The organism is Wenyingzhuangia heitensis (assembly GCF_011762155.1).
Classification (GTDB): Bacteria; Bacteroidota; Bacteroidia; order Flavobacteriales; family Flavobacteriaceae; genus Wenyingzhuangia; species Wenyingzhuangia heitensis.
The window spans coordinates 1,270,224-1,289,005 of record NZ_JAASQL010000001.1; the positions used below are offsets into that span (position 1 = coordinate 1,270,224).

Consider the following 18,782-nt stretch of genomic DNA (forward strand, 5'->3'; position numbering starts at 1 on the left):
TATTAAAAGTCAGCCTCAATTTGTACTGTTATTTCTTTTTGAGTAATAGGATGACGGAAAGTAATAGACTCTGCATGTAAGTGGAGTCTATTTTGTTTTTTACCATACAAATCATCACCAACAATAGCTGTGTTTAAACCTAGTTGATGAGAGGCATGTACTCTTAGTTGATGTGTTCTACCCGTGACAGGATAAAAGTAAACTTTTGTCTTTCCATTTTTTTTGTCAATAATTTCCCACTTTGTTCTTGCCGATTTTCCATGTTCAAAACAAACCAATTGCCTGGGTCTGTCATCAATATCTAAACGCAAAGGCAAATCTATAAAACCTTCTTCTTTTTCAGGAATACCGTCTAACAACGCAACATAACGTTTGTTTACTTGTCTTTTAATAAATTGACGTTGTATATGTTGATGAATTTCTTTGGTTTTGGCAATTACCATCAACCCAGAAGTAGACATGTCTAATCTGTGTACAATTAAAGGTCCTGTTGCATTGGGAAATTTTTGTTTCATGCGCAAATACACGGAATCATGAATGGTTTTTCCCGGAACCGATAAAAATTCAGCAGGTTTGTTAACAACGACTAAATAATCATCTTCAAAAACAGTAGTAATTTCTTTTCCAATAGCTGGATTGGTTAATAAAGGATTTTCATCCATTTCCATTCCGTCAAGCATATGTCCCAAAATAGGTTTGCATTTTCCTTGACAAGCAGGATAGTAATTTCCGTGTTTTCTAATTTCAGATTTAGGACTATCTCCCCACCAAAATTCTGCCATACAAATAGGTGTTAACTTGTTAATAAAAGCATATTGTAATAGTTTAGGAGCAGCACATTCTCCCGCTCCTGCAGGAGGAGTTTCAAAAACACCTTGTTTAAAAATATCTAGTAGATCTTGTTCTTCTCCTTTTTGATTTAAGAATTTATATTGATGAAATAAATAGTGTTGTAGCGCGTTAGATTTTTCTTTTCTAAGCGTTTTTAAATCCTGTATTTTGTGTTTAAAAGTAGCTACTTGGTTTTGTAGTTCTTTTATTTTTTCTTCAAAAGATAAGGTGAGTTTTTTAAGTTTAGTTTTGGCAGCTACACTTTTTTTAGCCAATTTTTCTAAAAGAATTTGGTAGTCGTTTGTAGACAATGTTTGTTCAGCTTGTAAACGTTCTTCTTTTCTTTCTTTTTTTGCTTTTATCATAAAAGCTCTTAACTCCCCAATTTCTTTAATAGATTTTTTTAGGGTTTGCTCTAGTTTGTTTTTATATAAAATATAATCAGTATTGTTTTCTAAAGCTTCTATTTGTGCATTGATGTTGTTTAATGCTATCTCTTCTTTTAAAAAATGACTGTTTTTAGATAACATATCAAACACAGGAGGAACAAAATAAGAGTGGTTGTTGGTTCCTGCTAATTTTCCAGAAAAGGCACTAATAAATCCAATGTCACCTTTTTGGTTTTTAACAACCAAAACACCAAACATTTTACCAATCGGTTTTTCGTTTAAAAGATTGTTTTCTGTAAAAGGATGTTGCCACTCTTGTTGATGGGTAATATAATCTTGTACTTGTTTTGCAGCTAATTCACACAAAGGATGTGTTTCGTAATAAAACGGGTAGGTGAATTTTTTTGGCAGTGCGATGTTAGAAATATCACTGTTAAAAGAATGAAAAAAATGGAGTGCAGACATCTGTACAAATAATTAGATGACAAAGATACTTAATGTATTTAGTTCTTAAAGCCTACCCACAATTGTTTCCAAAAAGTTGAAGGCACTTTATCATCTCCTTTAAAACCTAGTAGTTCATTTTTATCCACTTTAGGAATGTAATTTGTTCTAAAAATATAATCCCAAAGGCTTAAACTAATTCCAAAATTAACTCCATATTTTTTGTCTTTTGGCAAATGGTAAGCATGATGATACAAATGCATTACAGGGTTGTTAAATATATATTTTAAAGGTCCCCAAGTAATGTTTAAGTTAGAATGGTTTAAATGTCCAATGCTAATGGCAATAAAATGGACTAGATAAGCTTGTTCAGGTTCAAAACCACCAAGCAGCATAATAGCCAATGTTTTTAGAGGCTTGTAGAGTATGTTTTCTATCCAATGATAACGCAAATGCGCTGCAAATCCCATTTCTTTTACACTGTGGTGTACTTGATGAAAACTCCACAAAGCATCAAACCGATGTAGCATGACATGTGTAAACCATTGAAAAAAATCACTCAATACAAAAAAGATCAAAAGCTGTGTAAAAGGAGCTAAGTTTTTAAGGTCTACAACTGCCAGAGAATTGGTGCTCAAACCTACAAAGGCCAACAGATTACTAAAAATAGCGTAAAACCCACTGATAAAAATGCTAAACAAAAAGAAGTTAAAAAACATGTAAAATCCATCTAGCCAAAAGTCTTGTCTAAAAATAGATTGTTGTTTTCTCCAAGGGAATAAAATCTCTAAACTCCATACTATTAAAGAAATAAGAATGAGTCCCCAAAAATAATTTTCATACCAATTTGTTTGAAAGCTAATCATTTGGTACAACCAAGACAAGGTATTGATAAAGCTATTGAGAAATGTATTCATACTATAAATAATTTTGGCTGTAACAATTGTTACCTATGTATTGGTCGTGTTAAATTATCTTTGCTTAAAAATAATAATTAAAAATAGAGAATGGAATTAATATTACAACCTTGGCCATGGTATGTTTCTGGAACATTAATAGCGCTAGTTTTGTTTTTGTTGTTAATGATGGGAGATAGTTTTGGAATGTCATCTAATTTAAGAACCTTGTGTACCTTATGTGGAGCAGGAAAAAAAACAGACTTTTTTAACTTTGATTGGAAAACTCAAAAATGGAATCTATTAGTAATGATAGGAGCTGTAATTGGTGGTTTTATAGGAGCTAATTTGTTGTCTTCAGGTTCTGGTGTGGCTATTAATCCAGCAACTATAGATCAGTTACAAGATATTGGAATTACCAGTTCTGGTAGATCTTATCTACCGGTAGAAATTTTTCAAGTTTTTAGCATTAAAAATATAGTTTTACTGGCCGTGGGTGGTTTTTTAGTGGGATTTGGTGCTAGGTATGCTGGCGGATGTACATCTGGTCATGCAATTTCTGGGTTGAGTAATTTACAGTTACCTTCCTTAATAGCAGTTATCGGTTTTTTTATAGGAGGACTTGTTATGATTCACTTCTTATTCCCAATCATTTTTTAAAAATTAAGACATGAAAAATAGTATATATATAGGTATTGGTATTTTGTTTGGAATTACCATGTACAAATCCGAAGCAGCTTCTTGGTTTAGAATTTACGAAATGTTTAATTTTCAAGCCTTCCATATGTATGGAATTATTGGAGTAGCTGTTGTTTTAGGATTGATTACAACTCAACTTATTAAAAAATATAAGGTAAAAAGTTTTTACAACGTACCAATTGTTATAAATGACAAAGAAAAATCTGTAAAAAGATATTTGTTTGGCGGAATTATTTTTGGGTTAGGTTGGGCATTAGCAGGAGCTTGTCCTGGTCCTATGTTTACTTTGGTCGGAGCAGGTTTTTATAGTTTGCTTATTGTGATAGGATCAGCTGTTTTAGGAACTTTTATCTACGGAAAATTAAAAGATAAGCTACCACATTAGATAGGTGATGCACACAAAAAAAAGAGGTTTCTAAATTTAGAAACCTCTTTTTTTATTGAACTGTTTCAATCAGTTTTTCACTTACAGCCCAATCATAAAAACGTTCTATCCATGTATCTGAAGGTAGATTTTGAGTAGTCATTCCAAAACCATGTTTTCCTTTTGCATACATATGTAGTTCTGCATCTTTGTTGTTTTCTTTGTAAGAAGTATATAAATCAATACTACCTGTAGCTAGTTTTAAAGGGTCATTACTTGCACAAACAATAAATAATGGTGGAGCATCTTGTTTAGGTTCTTGTACAGGATATTCACTAGTCCAAGGATAAATAGGAGCTATAAAGTTAGGTCTGTTTTTTTCGGTATAATTATAACCAACACCCATGGTAACCGCACCACCTGCAGAAAATCCCATCACCCCAATTTTATTAGGGTTTACAGAAAGTTTTTTAGCATTGTTTCTAGCATAAGTAATTGCATTTAAAGCATCATCAATAGAAGCCGGAAATAATTTTTGATGAATTTCTTTTTTTTGTTGATAGCTAATTCTGTTTTTCTTTTTAAAATCAGCAAAGTCTTTTCCTTTTTTGGTAGGTTTTAATCTATATTTTAAAACAACGGCAGTGACTCCTTTTTTAACCAACCAATCTGCCACCATAGTACCTTCTGTTAAAATACTATTAATAGTCATTCCACCACCAGGAAGTATAATTACCGCAGTACCTGTGTTAATCTCTTTTTTGGGTTTAAAAATTTGAATACTTGGTTTAGAAATATTTGCAACTCTAGGAATGTCTGTTACATAAGTAACTTCTTTTCCTTTCCAGATAAGTCCTTCTACTTTTTTATAAGGCAATTTTACAATTTCTTGTGCCTGAGCAAATAAGGTAAATAAGACAAAAACAAAAATTAACTTTTTTAACATCATTTTATTTTTTTAAAGTGATTAGTTTTTCATTTACTCCCCAGTCATAAAAACGTTCTATCCAAGTATCTGAAGGTAGTTCCAAAGATTTCATTCCAAAACCATGACCACCTTTTGCATACATGTGCAATTCGGCATTTAAGTCTAGCTCTTTCCACGATTTATATATATGAACACTTCCCATAGCTAACTGTAAAGGATCGTTACTAGCACAAACTATAAATATAGGAGGAGAATCTTTTTGTGGTTTTTGTACAGGGTATTTAGCGGTCCACGGATACACAGGAACTAAAAAGTTAGGCCTGTTTTTCTGCGTATAATTATAAGCAACTCCCATAGTAACTGCACCACCTGCTGAGAAGCCCATAAATCCAATTTTATTAGGATTTATTCCGTAGTTAGTAGTATGTTTTCGTAAATAAGAAATTGCTGTTAAACCATCTTGAATAGCATAAGGAATTACTTTATTTACATGGTTTTGAATCTTTTCAGGGGTTTGTTTCCTTAGCTTTTTATAATCTTCAATGGCATCGTTACTTTCAGACGGAACTAGCCTGTATTTTAAGACGACTGCTGTAATTCCTTTTGAGGTTAGCCATTCAGCAACTTTTTTTCCTTCGTTTAACATGCTAAGCGCATATAAAGCACCTCCAGGAGCAATAATTATGGCAGTTCCATTTCTTAATTCTTTTTTAGGATGATAAATATCTATACTTGGTTCTGATACATTGGTAATTACATCAGAGTTCCAGTTTTTAGAAAAATAATGATGTTCTTTTCCTGTCCAAGTTACATCGTTAGCTTTTGTAAAAGGAAGTTTTAACGTTTCTACTTTTTGAGCAAAAAGAGAAAGAGTACAAAAAAATATAAAAGATAAAATAGTGGGTTTAAACATGGCTTTATAATTTAAAGTAGAAGCCTTCTTCTTTTAATTGTTGATACATTTTTTCATCAAACTTATAAAGTATGGCGGGTTTGTGAGCCACATTTTTTTGTTTTTTTCCTGTGTCTATCAACAGTTTCATCTGGTTTAACTTGGTTCTAAAATTTCGTTTGTTCAATTCTATTTGTAGAATAGCTTCGTAAACTTGTTGTAGGTTTGTTAAACTAAATTCTTCAGGTAATAAGTTAAAGCCAATTGGTTCATATCGGACTCTTCTTTTTAGCTTTTTGTGAGCAGATTCTATAATCCTTTGGTGATCAAAAGCGAGTTCAGGCAATTTATCTACATCACACCATTCTAGTTTTTCGGCAGTATAACCTGCTGTTGGAGAATAATTTTCAATGTTAATTAACGCATAGTAGCTAATGGTGATAACTCTTTTTCCTGGGTATCTATCCACTCTACCAAAAGCCTGAATTTGTTCTAAAAAGATATTATCTAGATCCGTAATTTTTTTTAAGGTATTTTCTGCACTTCCATAAATACTTGTTTTTTCATCTAAAAAATCACCAGGTAAAGCCATTAGCCCTTTAGAAGGATCGTTTTTTCTTTTGATCAACAAGACTTTTAAGGTTTCGTGTTGAAATCCAAAAATTACACAGTCTACAGAAGTTTCTACCATATTACTATTAATGTTTTTGCGAATTTATTGATAGTATCATAAATAAACTAACTTTTTGTTTGAAATACAATAGCAACTAATTATATTTGCTTAGTTTGGGATTAAAACTAAGTCTCTTTTTTAAGAGGTACAACTATATTTAAATAAATTTTTATGTTATCAATTGGATACGATTTAGGAAGTTCATCAGTAAAAGCTGTTTTATTTGATACCAATACCAAAGAGGTAAAGGCAGCTGCTAGTTACCCAGAAAGAGAAATGGTAATTGATGCTCCTCAAGAAAATTGGGCAGAGCAAAACCCAGAAGATTGGTGGCAAAATATAGAAAAGGTAACTAATAAATTATTTGAAAAAACAACAAATAAAAGAGCAGATGTTGTAGCCATTGGTATTGCTTATCAAATGCATGGTTTGGTTACTTTAACAAATAAAGGAGAGGTGGTAAGACCTGCTATTATTTGGTGCGACAGTAGAGCTGTAGCTATTGGAAATAAAGCTTTTAAAGAAATTGGAGAAACTGTTTGTTTAGAAACAATGTTAAATTCTCCAGGAAATTTTACAGCATCTAAATTGGCTTGGGTAAAAGAGAACGAACCTGAATTATACAATACTATTGATAAGATAATGTTACCAGGGGATTATATAGCTTATAGATTCACAAATACCATAACTACTACAAACACAGGCTTATCTGAAGGAGTTTTATGGGACTTTAAAAAAGAAGCACTAAACAGTACGTTGGTAGATTATTTTGGGTTTGATGAAAAATTATTTCCAGAAGTAAAACCTGTGTTTGCAGAGCAAGGAAAAATAACGGCTAAAATGGCAGAAAAGTTTGGTTTTAGTCCAGAGGCTGTAGTTGCTTACAGAGCTGGAGACCAACCAAATAACGCATTTTCTTTAAATGTATTAAATCCGGGAGAAATTGCTGCTACAGGTGGTACTTCTGGGGTTGTGTACGGTGTGGTAGATCAATTAAAATACGATGAAAAACAACGTGTTAATACATTTGCTCACATTAACCATACAGCAGAAGAAAGAAAGTTAGGCGTTTTATTGTGTATTAACGGAACTGGAAGTGCTTATGCTTGGTTGCGTAACAATTTAGCTGCAGATATGGATTATTTTGAGTTAGAAAAATTGGCACAAAGTGTACCTGTAGGAGCGAATGCCTTAACTTTTTTACCTTTTGGAAATGGAGCAGAACGCATGTTGGCAAATAAAATAATAGGAGCTCAGTTTGATGGTTTGAATTTTACCAAACACAAATTGGGAGATATGGTAAGAGCGTGTTTAGAAGGAATTGCTTTTTCTTTTGTGTATGGAATTGCTGGAATGAAAGAATTAGGTTTGGAACCTAGTGTTATAAAAGTGGGGAATGATAATATGTTTCAATCAGAAACTTTTGCAACAACCATTGCCACATTAACAGGAGCAGAAATTCAAGTAAAAGAATCATCAGGAGCTGTAGGTGCTGCAATTGGAGCAGGTTATGGAGCAGGAAAAATAAATAATTTGCAAGATGCATTTGCCAAAGAAAATATCATCAAAACGTATACGGCAGATATTTCTAAAAAAGAAGCATATCAAGTAGCTTATACCAAGTGGGTAAGTTTGTTAGAATCAAAATTAAAATCATAAATAATACATTATGCCAAAATTAACAGTAGGAAGTAAAGAATACTTCAAAGGAATTGGAGAGATTAAGTTTGAGGGAAAAGATTCAAAAAATCCTTTAGCTTATAAATATTACAACCCAGACCAAGTAGTTGCTGGAAAAACAATGAGAGAGCATTTTAAGTTTTCTATTGCTTATTGGCATACCTTCTGTGGACAAGGTTCTGATCCTTTTGGACCAGGAACACAAAATTTTGAATGGGATCAAAATGCAGATCCTATGCAAGCAGCCAAAGACAAAGCAGATGCTGCTTTTGAATTTATTACCAAAATGGGATTTGATTACTACTGTTTTCACGATTTTGACTTGGTACAAGAAGGAGCAACTTTTGAAGAGTCTGAAGCTCGTTTGAAAGAAATTGTAGCTTACTTAAAAGAAAAGCAAGCAGCAAGTGGTGTAAAATTATTATGGGGAACGGCTAACTGTTTTTCTAACCCACGTTATATGAATGGGGCTGCTACCAATCCTAATTTTGATGTTGTTGCAAGAGCAGGAGCACAAATTAAATTGGCTTTAGATGCTACAATGGAATTAAAAGGTGAGAACTATGTATTCTGGGGAGGACGTGAAGGTTACATGTCTTTATTAAATACAGATATGGGACGTGAATTAAATCACATGGGACAATTCTTAGGATTGGCAAAAGATTATGCACGTGGAAAAGGATTCAAAGGAAACTTTTTTATTGAGCCTAAGCCAATGGAACCAACTAAACACCAGTATGATTTTGATGCAGCAACCGTTGTTGGTTTCTTAAACAAGCATAACTTACAGGACGATTTTAAAATTAATTTAGAAGTAAACCACGCAACTTTAGCAAGTCACACCATGCAACATGAAATGGATGTAGCGGCACAAGCAGGTATGTTAGGTAGTATTGATGCCAACCGTGGAGATTACCAAAACGGATGGGATACAGATCAGTTCCCAAACAACATTCAAGAAACTGCAGAAGCTATGTTGGTGTTTTTAGAAGCAGGAGGATTGCAAGGAGGTGGAGTAAACTTTGATGCAAAAATTAGAAGAAACTCTACAGATTTAGAAGATATTTTCTTAGCACACATTGGTGGTGCAGATACCTTTGCAAGAGGGTTATTGGTAGCTGAGAAAATTATGCAAGAATCAGATTACAAAGCGTTGAGAGAAAAGCGTTATAGCTCTTTTGACAGTGGTAAAGGAAAAGAATTTGAAGAAGGAAAATTATCTTTTGAAGATTTATACAGCATTGCCAAAGAAAACGGAGAGTTACCTAGCATTAGTGGGAAACAAGAGTTGTTTGAAAATATCATCAACCAGAACATTTAAATAAATATCCCGAATGCCTGTAAATATTACAGGTATTCGGTTTTTTAGACATTATTAATGTAATACGATCATTTAATGAAAACATCAAATTCAACATATTTATTAAAGCTAACATTGGTTGCTACTTTAGGTGGGCTTTTGTTTGGTTATGATACGGCTGTTATTTCCGGTACGGTTAGTTCTTTAGAACACTTTTTTGTATTGCCTTTTGGTTTGGAAGAATCTGCAGCAAATTCAAGATTAGGAATGTTAGTTTCTAGTGCTTTAATAGGGTGTATTATAGGAGGGCTTACAGGAGGTGTTGTTAGTAAAAAATTAGGTCGTAAAAACGGTTTAATTCTAGCTGCAGTTTTATTTCTGCTATCTGCTGTAGGATCTTCTATGCCAGAAATGTTAATAAGACCTATTGGAGAAGGAGATCATACTTTTATGTACATTTTTATTGTATATAGAATTATAGGAGGTATTGGAGTAGGATTGGCATCTATGTTATCACCGTTATATATTGCAGAAATTGCTCCCGCTAAAATTAGAGGTAAATTGGTATCTATGAATCAGTTTGCAATTATATTTGGTATGTTGATTGTTTATTTTGTGAATTATTATATTGCTTCTCAGGGAGATGATTCTTGGTTAAATACCATTGGTTGGAGATGGATGTTTGCCTCTGAAACAATTCCTGCTATTTTATTTTTAATCTTTTTGTTTACGGTTCCAGATACTCCTAGGTCTTTGGTAATGAAAGAACAACCAGAAAAAGCATTAGATGTTTTAATAAAAGTAAATGGAGAAGAACAAGCAAAATTAATTTTAGAAGATATTAAAGGAACTACAGATCATACGTCTGGAAAATTATTCTCTTTTGGAATTGCAGTAATTATTATTGGAGTTTTAATTTCTATTTTTCAACAATTTGTAGGAATTAATGTAGTATTGTACTACGCTCCAGAAATTTTTAAAAGTATGGGGTCAGGAACCGATACGGCTTTGCTACAAACAATTATTGTTGGAGGTGTAAATTTAGTATTTACAATTTTAGCAATTCAAACAGTAGATAAATTGGGAAGAAAACCATTAATGATTATTGGAGCTTTAGGTATGGCAATTGCTATGTTTGCTTTGGGTGGAGCTTTCTTTAGTCATTCTGTAGGAAGTTTTGCATTAATTTGTATGTTGGTATATGTAGCAAGTTTTGCAATGAGTTGGGGACCTGTAACATGGGTATTGCTTTCAGAAATTTTTCCAAATAAAATTAGAGGAAAAGCTTTGGCAGTAGCTGTAGCAGCACAGTGGGTTTCTAATTATTTAGTATCGTGGACATTTCCTATGATGGATAAGAATTCTTATTTGTTAGAAAAATTCAATCATGGTTTTGCATATTGGATTTATGGTGTTATGGGAGTATTAGCGACTTACATGATTTGGAAATTTGTTCCAGAAACTAAAGGTAAAACGTTAGAAGAAATGGAGAAAATTTGGGATAAAAAGAAAAAATAATTAACAGTAAATAAAATAGTAAAACATGAAATTTTTTATAGACACAGCTAATCTTGATCAAATTAAAGAAGCACAAGCATTAGGAGTATTAGATGGTGTAACTACCAATCCATCATTAATGGCAAAAGAAGGTATTTCTGGGGCTGAAAACATTTTACAACATTACCGTGATATTTGCGATGCAGTAGATGGTGATGTAAGTGCTGAGGTACTTTCTGTTGATTTTGACAGTATGGTAAAAGAAGGAGAAGCTTTGGCAGCTTTAAACCCACAAATTGTAGTAAAATTACCTATGATTAAAGACGGGATTAAAGCATGTAAATACTTTTCTAGTAAAGGAATTAAAACAAACGTAACGTTAGTGTTTTCTGTAGGACAAGCTTTGTTGGCTGCAAAAGCAGGAGCAACGTATGTATCTCCATTTATTGGACGTTTAGACGATATTTCTACAGATGGATTGCACTTGGTACAAGAAATTAGAGAAGTATATGATAATTACGGTTTTGAAACTGAAATTTTAGCAGCTTCTGTAAGACACACTATGCATATTGTAGACTGTGCTAAGATTGGTGCAGATGTTATGACAGGACCTTTATCTGCTATTGAAGGATTGATGAGACACCCTTTAACAGATAGTGGTTTGGCTACTTTTTTAGAAGCAGCAAAAAAAATGTAACATATAAGTTATAATACTATTTAAAGGCTCTCTTTTCTTTCTGAAAAGGGAGCTTTTTTTTTGAAAAATCAACAAAAAAATAGATAATATGTTTTAAAATCTCCAAGCAACAAACCTACTTTGTTTGTTTCCTTGTTGCATGTCTACAATTTTTACTTCTGTAGGTTTTGTTTTGTTAATAGCTCTTTTTATGTTTTTTAAATTTTCTTTTTGAGAAACCAAAGAGGTAAACCAGCCCACTTGTGTTTTAAACAACACACTTTCTTCGGCCATTTTTTTTACAAAAGCTTCTTCACCACCTTTGTACCATAATTCGTTAGATTTCCCTCCAAAGTTTAAGGTTTCTGCTTCTTCCAGTTGTAAGTTTTTAACTTTTCTTTTGTTTTTTTGATCGGCATCAAAAGAATTTTTAAAGAACGGAGGGTTGCAAACTACCACATCAAAAAAATCATTGGGCTGAATAATGTTATTTAATATGGAGTTTTTAAATTGTTGATGTCTAACATCAATAGAATTTAAAAGACTGTTGTTTTGAATAATGTTTTTAGCGTTGCTAATAGAATCTTTATCCACTTCACTAGCTGTGCATTTCCAATTAAAATGGCAAGTTCCTAATATTGGATAAATTAAGTTAGCACCCGTTCCAATGTCTAACAAGGTAATTTCTTCTTGAGGTTCTAATAAATCTGCTACGTGTAATAAATAATCTAATCTGCCAGGAATGGGAGGACATAAATTAGTTTCTGGAATGTCCCAAAACGTCAATTGATAGTGATGCTTTAATAAAGCTTTGTTTAACTCTCTTACTGCTGTTTTATCAGCAAATTTTAATGTTTTGTTTCCGTATTCATTTACAAAGACATGCTTTTTCAAATTAGGGTTTGCTTGGCAAAGTTCGTCAAAATTATAATCTTCTTGAAAAGGATTTTTTTGGTGCATGTTATATAAATTTGATGCAAAGATACAATCTAATGATTATAAATGTTAAAGGTGTTCGAGCGGAGTCGAGAACTGTACATCTCTTCCGAGATTTCGGAACGCTTGATGACCCTAATTTAGGGCAACGATATATAATATAAAGAGCTTATCTCTCCCAAAACGTAATAAAAATACGTTCATAAATATCATCACGTTTTATCCAAACTAATGGACTGTGCTGTACAGCAATTTGTTCCAAAATAATTGGTTTTGCTTCTGTAAGAGAAATCCAATCTTTATTGTATTTTGGATCTATTAACCAATCTTGTTTTATAGGAACATGATACAAAGCTAAAGGAGACAAATCTTCAATTTCTTTGTAACTGATGTAATATCCTTTGATACAATTGTTGTTAATATATGGAAATAGGTGATTTTTTAAATTGAAGGGAATATACAATTGTGCTTTAAAATGTACAGATTGCTGAATTTCATCAATAGGAATTGCTAAGCTGTTCAATAGTTTTTGAGTTACCTGATGGTACAGTTTAGGAAATTGTTTTTCCTTTAATTTATCAAGTTTTTTAACAAAGGAATCTCTTAAGTTGGGACCTATCCAACGATCTATTTCATGAGGGATATCTGTTTTGTACAAGTAGAATTTACAAGTCAATTCAATATGGTGAATACCATTAGGTGTATTGCAAATAAAATCCAATTCTCCAATGGTTTGGTGTTTGTTTATTTGTAACTGTAGGTTGTTTGCCAGTGGTGTATAATTTGGCAATGCTTCTAAATTTTTCTGATAAAAAACTTCTACCAATTTTCCTAGTCTATGATGTTTGGTAGTATCAATAGCTGATAGGTCTAGAGTTTTAGAAAAAGGAATATCTATTTGTGGATAATCAAAAAAGGAATTTTCTAACCACAAATTGGGTTGTTCTTTAAATCCTTGGTATTGATATGTTAGCTTTTCTAAATCAGTCAAAGTGATAGTCTACGTGTTTTTATTTTATGTGAAATAGTTTTTGACTCCGCTCGAACACCATATCATAGTAATTTTATATTCTACTCAAATAGAAATGGTCATAGAGCGGAGTCGGGATTCAATTTACAAAGCTTTTAAATATTGTTCTAAAATTGTTACTCCGTTTACCGCCGATTCTTGTATATAAGTATAATGATTAGGAACGTTAATTTCATCAACCTTAGGATCTATAATAAATACATTTGCATTTTGCGGAACGTTGTAAATTAATCCTGCTGCAGGATAGACTTGTAGACTGGTTCCTATAATTATAAAAATATCAGCAGTTTCGCAAACATCGGCTGCTGTTTCTAACATAGGAACTTCTTCTCCAAACCAAACAATATTAGGTCTTAGCTGGTGTCCGTCTGGGCAAAAATCACCCAATTGAATTTCATCGCCACCAATATCTTTAACATAACTAGGGTTGTTAAAACTTTTTACTTCAGATAATTTTCCGTGTAAATGGACTACATTTTTACTGCCTGCACGTTCGTGCAAATTATCTACATTTTGAGTAATGATTGTTATATTGTATTGCTCTTGTAGAGAAGCTAAGTAAGTGTGTGCTCTGTTGGGAATAACTGTAGTAGCTTGTTTTCTGCGTTGGTTGTAAAACTCTAAAACCAATGCAGGATTTCTGTACCAACCCTCAATAGAGGCAACATCCATCACATCGTGATTTTCCCACAATCCGTTATGATCTCTAAAGGTCTTAATGCCACTTTCTGCACTAATTCCAGCCCCAGTAAGTACAACTACATTTTTCATGTTTTAATTATTTTAACTTTAATACTTTTTTGGTAATTACAATCCAAAACGGACTCATTAATAGGGTTAGAGCAGTAATAATAATAGTAAGCTGATAGGTGAATTCTGTAATTATATTGGCAAAATAAGCAGTAGAAATTAAGACAAAACTTAATTCACCAATTTGTGCTAACATAGCACCACCATAGATACTTCTTTTCCAGTTTTTTTCAAAATATTGAAGAATAAAGGCATTGATAAACGTATTGGAAATATATACGGTAAGTAGTAAAATACTAATGATAATCCAATGAGTCAAAATAAATTTAGCATCTATTAACATTCCAATAGAAACAAAAAATAATGCCACAAAAATAATTCTAAAAGAGTTTAAACTATCGTGAAACCATTGGGTAGATTTGGCTGAATTTACCACCATACCTGCTACAAAAGCACCTAAAGCCGCAGATAGACCAAAAAGAGAGGTAAGTAATGCAAAACCAAAACAAATACTAAAGGCAAAAAAGACTTGTAGTTCGTGATCGCTTTCAAAAGATTTGCTAAAAGGAATGGTGATTTCTTGTTTTTTTAAAATCCAAACAATTCCTACAATTAATAAAATCCCACCTACTGCTTGTAAAATAATTTCTGAAGTTTCTGGTTTTGTTCCTCCTAAATAATTTGCTGCTATTAACATGGGTACAATTAAAATATCTTGCATTAACAAAATACTAATAATATTTTCTCCTAAGTTAGAGTTACTCTCATTATTGTCTTGGAGTAATTTTATAATTACGGCAGAACTGCTTAAGCTAATTACAAATCCTAAAATTATAATTCGGTTTAACTGCCAATTAAAAAAATAACCAATGCTAGCTACAATAAGGATACTGGCTAATATTTGGAGCAAAGTACCAAAAACGGCTACTTTCCATTTTTTTATAAAATTGGGGAGGTTAATTTCCATTCCAATAAAAAAGAGGATTAAAATCAAACCAAACTCTCCTAAACTCTCAATCAATTCGGTGTTGGTAATAATTTTAAAACCGTGTTTTCCTAATAGAACTCCAGCTAAAATATAGGCAATTACATAAGGTTGTTTGTAGTGTCTTAACACAGCACCCAATAATATAACCACGAAACCAATAAGTACAAAAAGTAAAATGTTAGGGTTGGAACCAGAGAGTAAAAGCATGCTAGTTATTTTTAAACTAAGATACTAGTTGTATTTTAATTATGATTTAAAATTTAGCGTTCTGCCTGTTTATTTCTATCAGTTTTTAGAACATACAACTTTTAAACTGCTAGGTAGGTAATTGTGTTTTTTTTTAAAGGCAGCAGTAAAGTGTTGTGGATTTTTATAACCTACTTCATAAGCAGTTTCGGCAATAGTATAACCTTGATTGGTAATTAAATTTTTTGCTTTTTCCATTCTTAATTCTGTTACATATGTAAAAATTGGCTGATTAAAAACGAGCTTAAAGTTTTGTTTTAACTTACATTGGTTGATTCCTGTAAGTTTTGACAATTCTGAAATAGTAGGAGGTTTTTTTAAATTCTCTTTTAAAAGGACTTCTGCATTTAAAATTTTTGCATAATCGTCTTTGTTTAAAAAAGCTTTTTGATTGTTTTTTTTATGCTGAATTTCATCAAAAAATAAAGTTAAAATTTCTATAGTTTTGGATTCTAAATAAGCTTTTTTTAGGCCTCCTTTGTAATTACAATTGATAATTTTATCAATTATAAGATGGAGCTGAGGAGTAATAGGTTTGCTTTGTTCCCACATTAAAAAAGGACTGTTGTTTTCTAATGCAATTCCAAATTCTGAACTAGCATCTTTAAAAGAAGCACCAAATACCTTTTTTAAATATGCTTTGGTAAAAATAATCTCTAAGGTTTTTCTATGGGTACTATCATACCTTAAGGTTCCTTTTACTTTAGGCAAATAGAAAAAATTATAATGACCGTTGGGAATTGTTACCGGAACGCTTAGTGTATTTTTAGGAGTGTATTTGCTACTGCCTTCAATTTCAAAATGCATTTTTAAAAATGGAAAACTATGTTCTACTTCTATGATAAAAGGGGGAGTAATTTGCTCATTTCTAATGCTAATTTTAATACCGTCTAAAATAATTTCTTTGGTGTTTACATTTAATGTAGCATTACTATATTTTATGTCTTTTTCATTTAAATCTAGAGAGCGCAACCCTAACGGATGTTTTTTGGTCAACGTTTTTTCTGTAAAAGAATCACTTTTTAAAATAGACTTCATAATACTACTCATTACGGCTTTATTAATACTCTTTACGTTGCTTACATTTTCTTTAGTTAAAATATATTTGCGATCATTAATTTAAACTAAATCTAAATAACAAAATTAGAGTAATATTATGAGTTTATCAAAAAAAATAGGAACAATAGTTTTCTTGTTTCTCTCGGTTGTAGTAAATGCACAACAAAAAAAAGGAAGTGTGTATGGCGAGATACAAACATCAGACAATGAGCCAGCTGCATTTATAAATGTAATTGTAAAACCAATTAATGTTGGGACTATAACAAATGCGGATGGTAGTTATAAACTTCAAAATTTACCGTACGGTAATTATATATTGGAGTTTTCTTTAATGGGTATGCAAAAAAAGAGTACTACTATTTTAGTAAATGCTGCTAATGTTAAGGTTGAAGATATACAGTTAAGTGAGAATCAACAAAAATTAGAAGAGGTTGTAGTTGTGGCTCAAAGATTAAATCAGTTTGCAGAAAAAGAATCTGAGTACGTGTCTAGAGTTCCGTTAAAGAATATTAACAACCCACAATCTTACTCTGTGGTAACAGGAGCTTTAATAAATGAGCAAGTAGCTACAGATTTAAAATCTACTTTTAAAAGTATTACAGGTGGTGGTTATGTAGAGTCTAACGATGGTAATGTAAGTGTGTTCTTAAGAGGGTTTAGGTCTGATGTACATTTAAGAAATGGAGGAGTAGCTTGGGTAAAAGCACCATTAGATCCTCAGAATATAGAAAGAATAGAACTAATAAAAGGACCTGCTGGATTGTTGTATGGAGCCAATGTAAATAACATTGCAAACTATGGAGGTGTGGTAAACAAAGTAACCAAGCAAGCCTACTACGGAAAAAAATTAGACGTAGAATATATTACAGGAAGTTGGGATTTAAACAGAGCAACTTTAGATTATAACACAGTTGTAGACAAAGATGAAAAAGTGTTTTTTAGATTAAATGGAGCCTACCATTCAGAAAATAGTTTTCAAGATCAAGGTATTGTTAGAGAGGCTATGCTTGCTCCTGCGTTAACCGTAAATGTATCAGAAAAATTAACAGTTAAAGCTAATTTAGAGTACAATCAAAGCAAAAGAAATTTAAATTTTGCTAGAGGAGTCTCAGGAGGTTTAATTACTGATGATGTAAATAGTTGGGATGATTTAAATTGGGATTACAATACAAATTACGGAGCAAACGAAATGGCTGGAGTTTTTGAATCTACAGTGTTTCAAGTAAATTTAGATTACAAAATTTCAGACACTTGGAACTCTAAAACTACCTTTACAAATGCCAATTTGTTTACAGATGCTAATTATTTAAGATTGGTAATGGAAGATGCAACTACGGTAGGTAGATATTACTTGCAATTAGATCCTAGAGAGTCTGGAAATTCACACCTACAACAAGATTTTGTAAATGTAATTGAAAGAGAAAATATTGCAAATAAATTGGTAACAGGAGTTAGTTACTTAAAAAATTATGACGATACTCAAAGAACGGGAGTGTGGAATTCTGTGGGTGCTGTAGATATTAACAATCCTGCTATTCCTGGCTTAACCAATGAGCAGTTTGAAGCTTCTATTACGGATCAAACAAAAAATAAAACAGTTACAAAGTTTAAAACTCTTGGTTTTTATGCTTTTGATGCCATTACTATTAATAAAGAACTAACGGTAACAGCAGGTTTGCGTTTTGATCGTTTTATGGCAGACAACACAGTTTCTAACGGAGTTGAATTGACAAACGGATACAATCAAAATGCATTGAGTACCAAATTGGGTGTTGTTTATAATCCTTTTAATAACAAAGCTTCTTTATTTGTAAACTATATGGATGGATTGTCTAACAATGCACCATCAGACAACGGAGCAGGAGAAATTAAAAATTGGGATGCAGAGCGTGCAAGTCAATGGGAAGTGGGAACTAAGTTGAACTTTTTTGATGGGAAATTAAAGAGTACCATTAGTTACTACAACATTAATATAGACAACGATATTATTGTTGATGCAAATGGAATAAGTAGTCAAGAGGGGAAAACATTAAGTAAAGGTTTTGAAATAGATGTTATTGCTAATCCTTTTCCAGGATTTAACATCGTGGCGGGGTATACTAAAAACAATGCAACTTTAGAAAAAGTTAATGCAGGTAGCGAAAGCCAATTAGGAAATAGCCTAAGTTATACTCCAGAAACTGTTTGGAACTTTTGGTTAAGTCACCAAATATTAAAAGGAACTGCAAGAGGGTTAGGTTTTGGAGTAGGAGCTAATCACATGAGCGAAATTTACAACAGTACTGCTAATAACTTTGCTTCTGATGCTTTTACAACTGTAGATGCTACCATTTTTTACAAAAAAGAAAAGTATAAAATTAGTGTAAAAGCAGACAATATTTTTGATAAAGAATATTACAATGGTTACGGAATTCCACAAAAACCATTCAACTTTAGAGTAGGATTAGCATATAGCATTTTTTAAATTTTACTAAACTAACCAAAAAGAAAATGTATGTAAATAC

The 18,782-nt window shown here is 32.1% G+C and carries 17 protein-coding genes; 7 read left to right on the top strand and 10 right to left on the bottom strand.

The features are described from left to right. Positions 1–2: 2 nt before the first annotated feature. Positions 3–1,685 (bottom strand): RluA family pseudouridine synthase, encoded by a 1,683-nt coding sequence (locus FHR24_RS05405; RefSeq protein WP_167184997.1) that lies wholly within the window; start codon positions 1,683–1,685, stop codon positions 3–5. A gap of 38 nt (positions 1,686–1,723) precedes the next feature. Beyond that, entirely contained in the window at positions 1,724–2,581 is an 858-nt protein-coding gene (locus FHR24_RS05410) for a sterol desaturase family protein (protein WP_167185000.1), read from the bottom strand. A 90-nt stretch (positions 2,582–2,671) separates the two neighbouring features. Between FHR24_RS05410 and FHR24_RS05415 the strand changes: the two genes are divergently transcribed. Then, on the top strand, positions 2,672–3,220 hold the full coding sequence (locus FHR24_RS05415; protein ID WP_167185003.1) for a YeeE/YedE family protein: 549 nt from the start codon (positions 2,672–2,674) through the stop codon (positions 3,218–3,220). A gap of 10 nt (positions 3,221–3,230) precedes the next feature. Further along, on the top strand, positions 3,231–3,644 hold the full coding sequence (locus FHR24_RS05420) for a DUF6691 family protein (protein ID WP_167185008.1): 414 nt from the start codon (positions 3,231–3,233) through the stop codon (positions 3,642–3,644). Between the two features lie 52 nt (positions 3,645–3,696). On the opposite strand, the gene FHR24_RS05425 is transcribed toward FHR24_RS05420, so the two are convergent. Genes FHR24_RS05425 through FHR24_RS05435 form a run of 3 tightly spaced genes read right to left on the bottom strand, consistent with a single transcriptional unit; the run spans position 3,697 to position 6,134 of the window. Continuing rightward, positions 3,697–4,572, bottom strand: a complete 876-nt coding sequence (locus FHR24_RS05425; RefSeq protein WP_243846503.1) for an alpha/beta hydrolase — start codon at positions 4,570–4,572, stop codon at positions 3,697–3,699. A 1-nt stretch (position 4,573) separates the two neighbouring features. Continuing rightward, positions 4,574–5,464, bottom strand: a complete 891-nt coding sequence (locus FHR24_RS05430; RefSeq protein ID WP_167185014.1) for an alpha/beta hydrolase — start codon at positions 5,462–5,464, stop codon at positions 4,574–4,576. Positions 5,465–5,468: 4 nt separating this feature from the next. Further along, on the bottom strand, positions 5,469–6,134 hold the full coding sequence (locus FHR24_RS05435) for an NUDIX hydrolase (protein WP_167185017.1): 666 nt from the start codon (positions 6,132–6,134) through the stop codon (positions 5,469–5,471). Between the two features lie 153 nt (positions 6,135–6,287). Here FHR24_RS05435 and FHR24_RS05440 point away from each other — a divergent pair, with 153 nt between their 5' ends. The 4 genes from FHR24_RS05440 (at position 6,288) to fsa (ending at position 11,290) form a co-directional block, all read left to right on the top strand. Further along, positions 6,288–7,775: a xylulokinase gene (locus tag FHR24_RS05440; RefSeq protein WP_167185020.1), complete on the top strand. Its 1,488-nt coding sequence runs from the start codon at positions 6,288–6,290 to the stop codon at positions 7,773–7,775. 10 nt (positions 7,776–7,785) lie between these two features. Continuing rightward, entirely contained in the window at positions 7,786–9,117 is a 1,332-nt protein-coding gene (gene xylA, locus FHR24_RS05445; protein WP_167185023.1) for a xylose isomerase, read from the top strand. A 75-nt stretch (positions 9,118–9,192) separates the two neighbouring features. Continuing rightward, a complete protein-coding gene (gene xylE, locus FHR24_RS05450; RefSeq protein ID WP_167185026.1) occupies positions 9,193–10,614 on the top strand; it encodes a D-xylose transporter XylE in 1,422 nt (473 codons plus the stop codon). A gap of 25 nt (positions 10,615–10,639) precedes the next feature. Further along, positions 10,640–11,290: a fructose-6-phosphate aldolase gene (fsa, locus tag FHR24_RS05455; RefSeq protein ID WP_167185029.1), complete on the top strand. Its 651-nt coding sequence runs from the start codon at positions 10,640–10,642 to the stop codon at positions 11,288–11,290. 93 nt (positions 11,291–11,383) lie between these two features. Here the strand turns inward: fsa and rlmF are convergent, their stop codons facing one another. The 5 genes from rlmF to FHR24_RS05480 form a co-directional block, all read right to left on the bottom strand. After that, positions 11,384–12,229 carry a 23S rRNA (adenine(1618)-N(6))-methyltransferase RlmF gene (rlmF, locus tag FHR24_RS05460; RefSeq protein WP_167185033.1) on the bottom strand — a complete coding sequence of 282 codons (846 nt, stop codon included), beginning with the start codon at positions 12,227–12,229 and terminating at the stop codon, positions 11,384–11,386. Between the two features lie 145 nt (positions 12,230–12,374). Then, positions 12,375–13,196: a DUF1853 family protein gene (locus FHR24_RS05465; RefSeq protein WP_167185035.1), complete on the bottom strand. Its 822-nt coding sequence runs from the start codon at positions 13,194–13,196 to the stop codon at positions 12,375–12,377. Positions 13,197–13,319: 123 nt separating this feature from the next. Next, positions 13,320–14,006 carry an SIR2 family NAD-dependent protein deacylase gene (locus FHR24_RS05470; protein WP_167185038.1) on the bottom strand — a complete coding sequence of 229 codons (687 nt, stop codon included), beginning with the start codon at positions 14,004–14,006 and terminating at the stop codon, positions 13,320–13,322. Positions 14,007–14,013: 7 nt separating this feature from the next. Next, positions 14,014–15,180: a cation:proton antiporter gene (locus tag FHR24_RS05475; RefSeq protein WP_167185041.1), complete on the bottom strand. Its 1,167-nt coding sequence runs from the start codon at positions 15,178–15,180 to the stop codon at positions 14,014–14,016. A 78-nt stretch (positions 15,181–15,258) separates the two neighbouring features. Further along, entirely contained in the window at positions 15,259–16,269 is a 1,011-nt protein-coding gene (locus FHR24_RS05480) for a helix-turn-helix domain-containing protein (RefSeq protein WP_167185044.1), read from the bottom strand. A gap of 106 nt (positions 16,270–16,375) precedes the next feature. On the opposite strand from FHR24_RS05480, the gene FHR24_RS05485 reads away from it, so the two are divergent. Beyond that, positions 16,376–18,742, top strand: a complete 2,367-nt coding sequence (locus tag FHR24_RS05485; protein ID WP_167185047.1) for a TonB-dependent receptor — start codon at positions 16,376–16,378, stop codon at positions 18,740–18,742. The last annotated feature ends 40 nt before the right edge of the window (positions 18,743–18,782 follow it).

What these genes read in the sequence shown, in the direction of transcription:
- FHR24_RS05440 (WP_167185020.1), top strand. Translation starts at nt 6,288, where the DNA reads ATGTTATCAATTGGATACGATTTAGGAAGTTCATCAGTAAAAGCTGTT.
- FHR24_RS05420 (WP_167185008.1), top strand. Translation starts at nt 3,231, where the DNA reads ATGAAAAATAGTATATATATAGGTATTGGTATTTTGTTTGGAATTACC.
- FHR24_RS05475 (WP_167185041.1), bottom strand. Translation starts at nt 15,180, where the DNA reads ATGCTTTTACTCTCTGGTTCCAACCCTAACATTTTACTTTTTGTACTT.
- xylA (WP_167185023.1), top strand. Translation starts at nt 7,786, where the DNA reads ATGCCAAAATTAACAGTAGGAAGTAAAGAATACTTCAAAGGAATTGGA.
- FHR24_RS05415 (WP_167185003.1), top strand. Translation starts at nt 2,672, where the DNA reads ATGGAATTAATATTACAACCTTGGCCATGGTATGTTTCTGGAACATTA.
- FHR24_RS05485 (WP_167185047.1), top strand. Translation starts at nt 16,376, where the DNA reads ATGAGTTTATCAAAAAAAATAGGAACAATAGTTTTCTTGTTTCTCTCG.
- xylE (WP_167185026.1), top strand. Translation starts at nt 9,193, where the DNA reads ATGAAAACATCAAATTCAACATATTTATTAAAGCTAACATTGGTTGCT.
- FHR24_RS05480 (WP_167185044.1), bottom strand. Translation starts at nt 16,269, where the DNA reads ATGAGTAGTATTATGAAGTCTATTTTAAAAAGTGATTCTTTTACAGAA.
- FHR24_RS05405 (WP_167184997.1), bottom strand. Translation starts at nt 1,685, where the DNA reads ATGTCTGCACTCCATTTTTTTCATTCTTTTAACAGTGATATTTCTAAC.
- FHR24_RS05410 (WP_167185000.1), bottom strand. Translation starts at nt 2,581, where the DNA reads ATGAATACATTTCTCAATAGCTTTATCAATACCTTGTCTTGGTTGTAC.
- FHR24_RS05430 (WP_167185014.1), bottom strand. Translation starts at nt 5,464, where the DNA reads ATGTTTAAACCCACTATTTTATCTTTTATATTTTTTTGTACTCTTTCT.
- FHR24_RS05425 (WP_243846503.1), bottom strand. Translation starts at nt 4,572, where the DNA reads ATGATGTTAAAAAAGTTAATTTTTGTTTTTGTCTTATTTACCTTATTT.
- FHR24_RS05470 (WP_167185038.1), bottom strand. Translation starts at nt 14,006, where the DNA reads ATGAAAAATGTAGTTGTACTTACTGGGGCTGGAATTAGTGCAGAAAGT.
- fsa (WP_167185029.1), top strand. Translation starts at nt 10,640, where the DNA reads ATGAAATTTTTTATAGACACAGCTAATCTTGATCAAATTAAAGAAGCA.
- FHR24_RS05435 (WP_167185017.1), bottom strand. Translation starts at nt 6,134, where the DNA reads ATGGTAGAAACTTCTGTAGACTGTGTAATTTTTGGATTTCAACACGAA.
- rlmF (WP_167185033.1), bottom strand. Translation starts at nt 12,229, where the DNA reads ATGCACCAAAAAAATCCTTTTCAAGAAGATTATAATTTTGACGAACTT.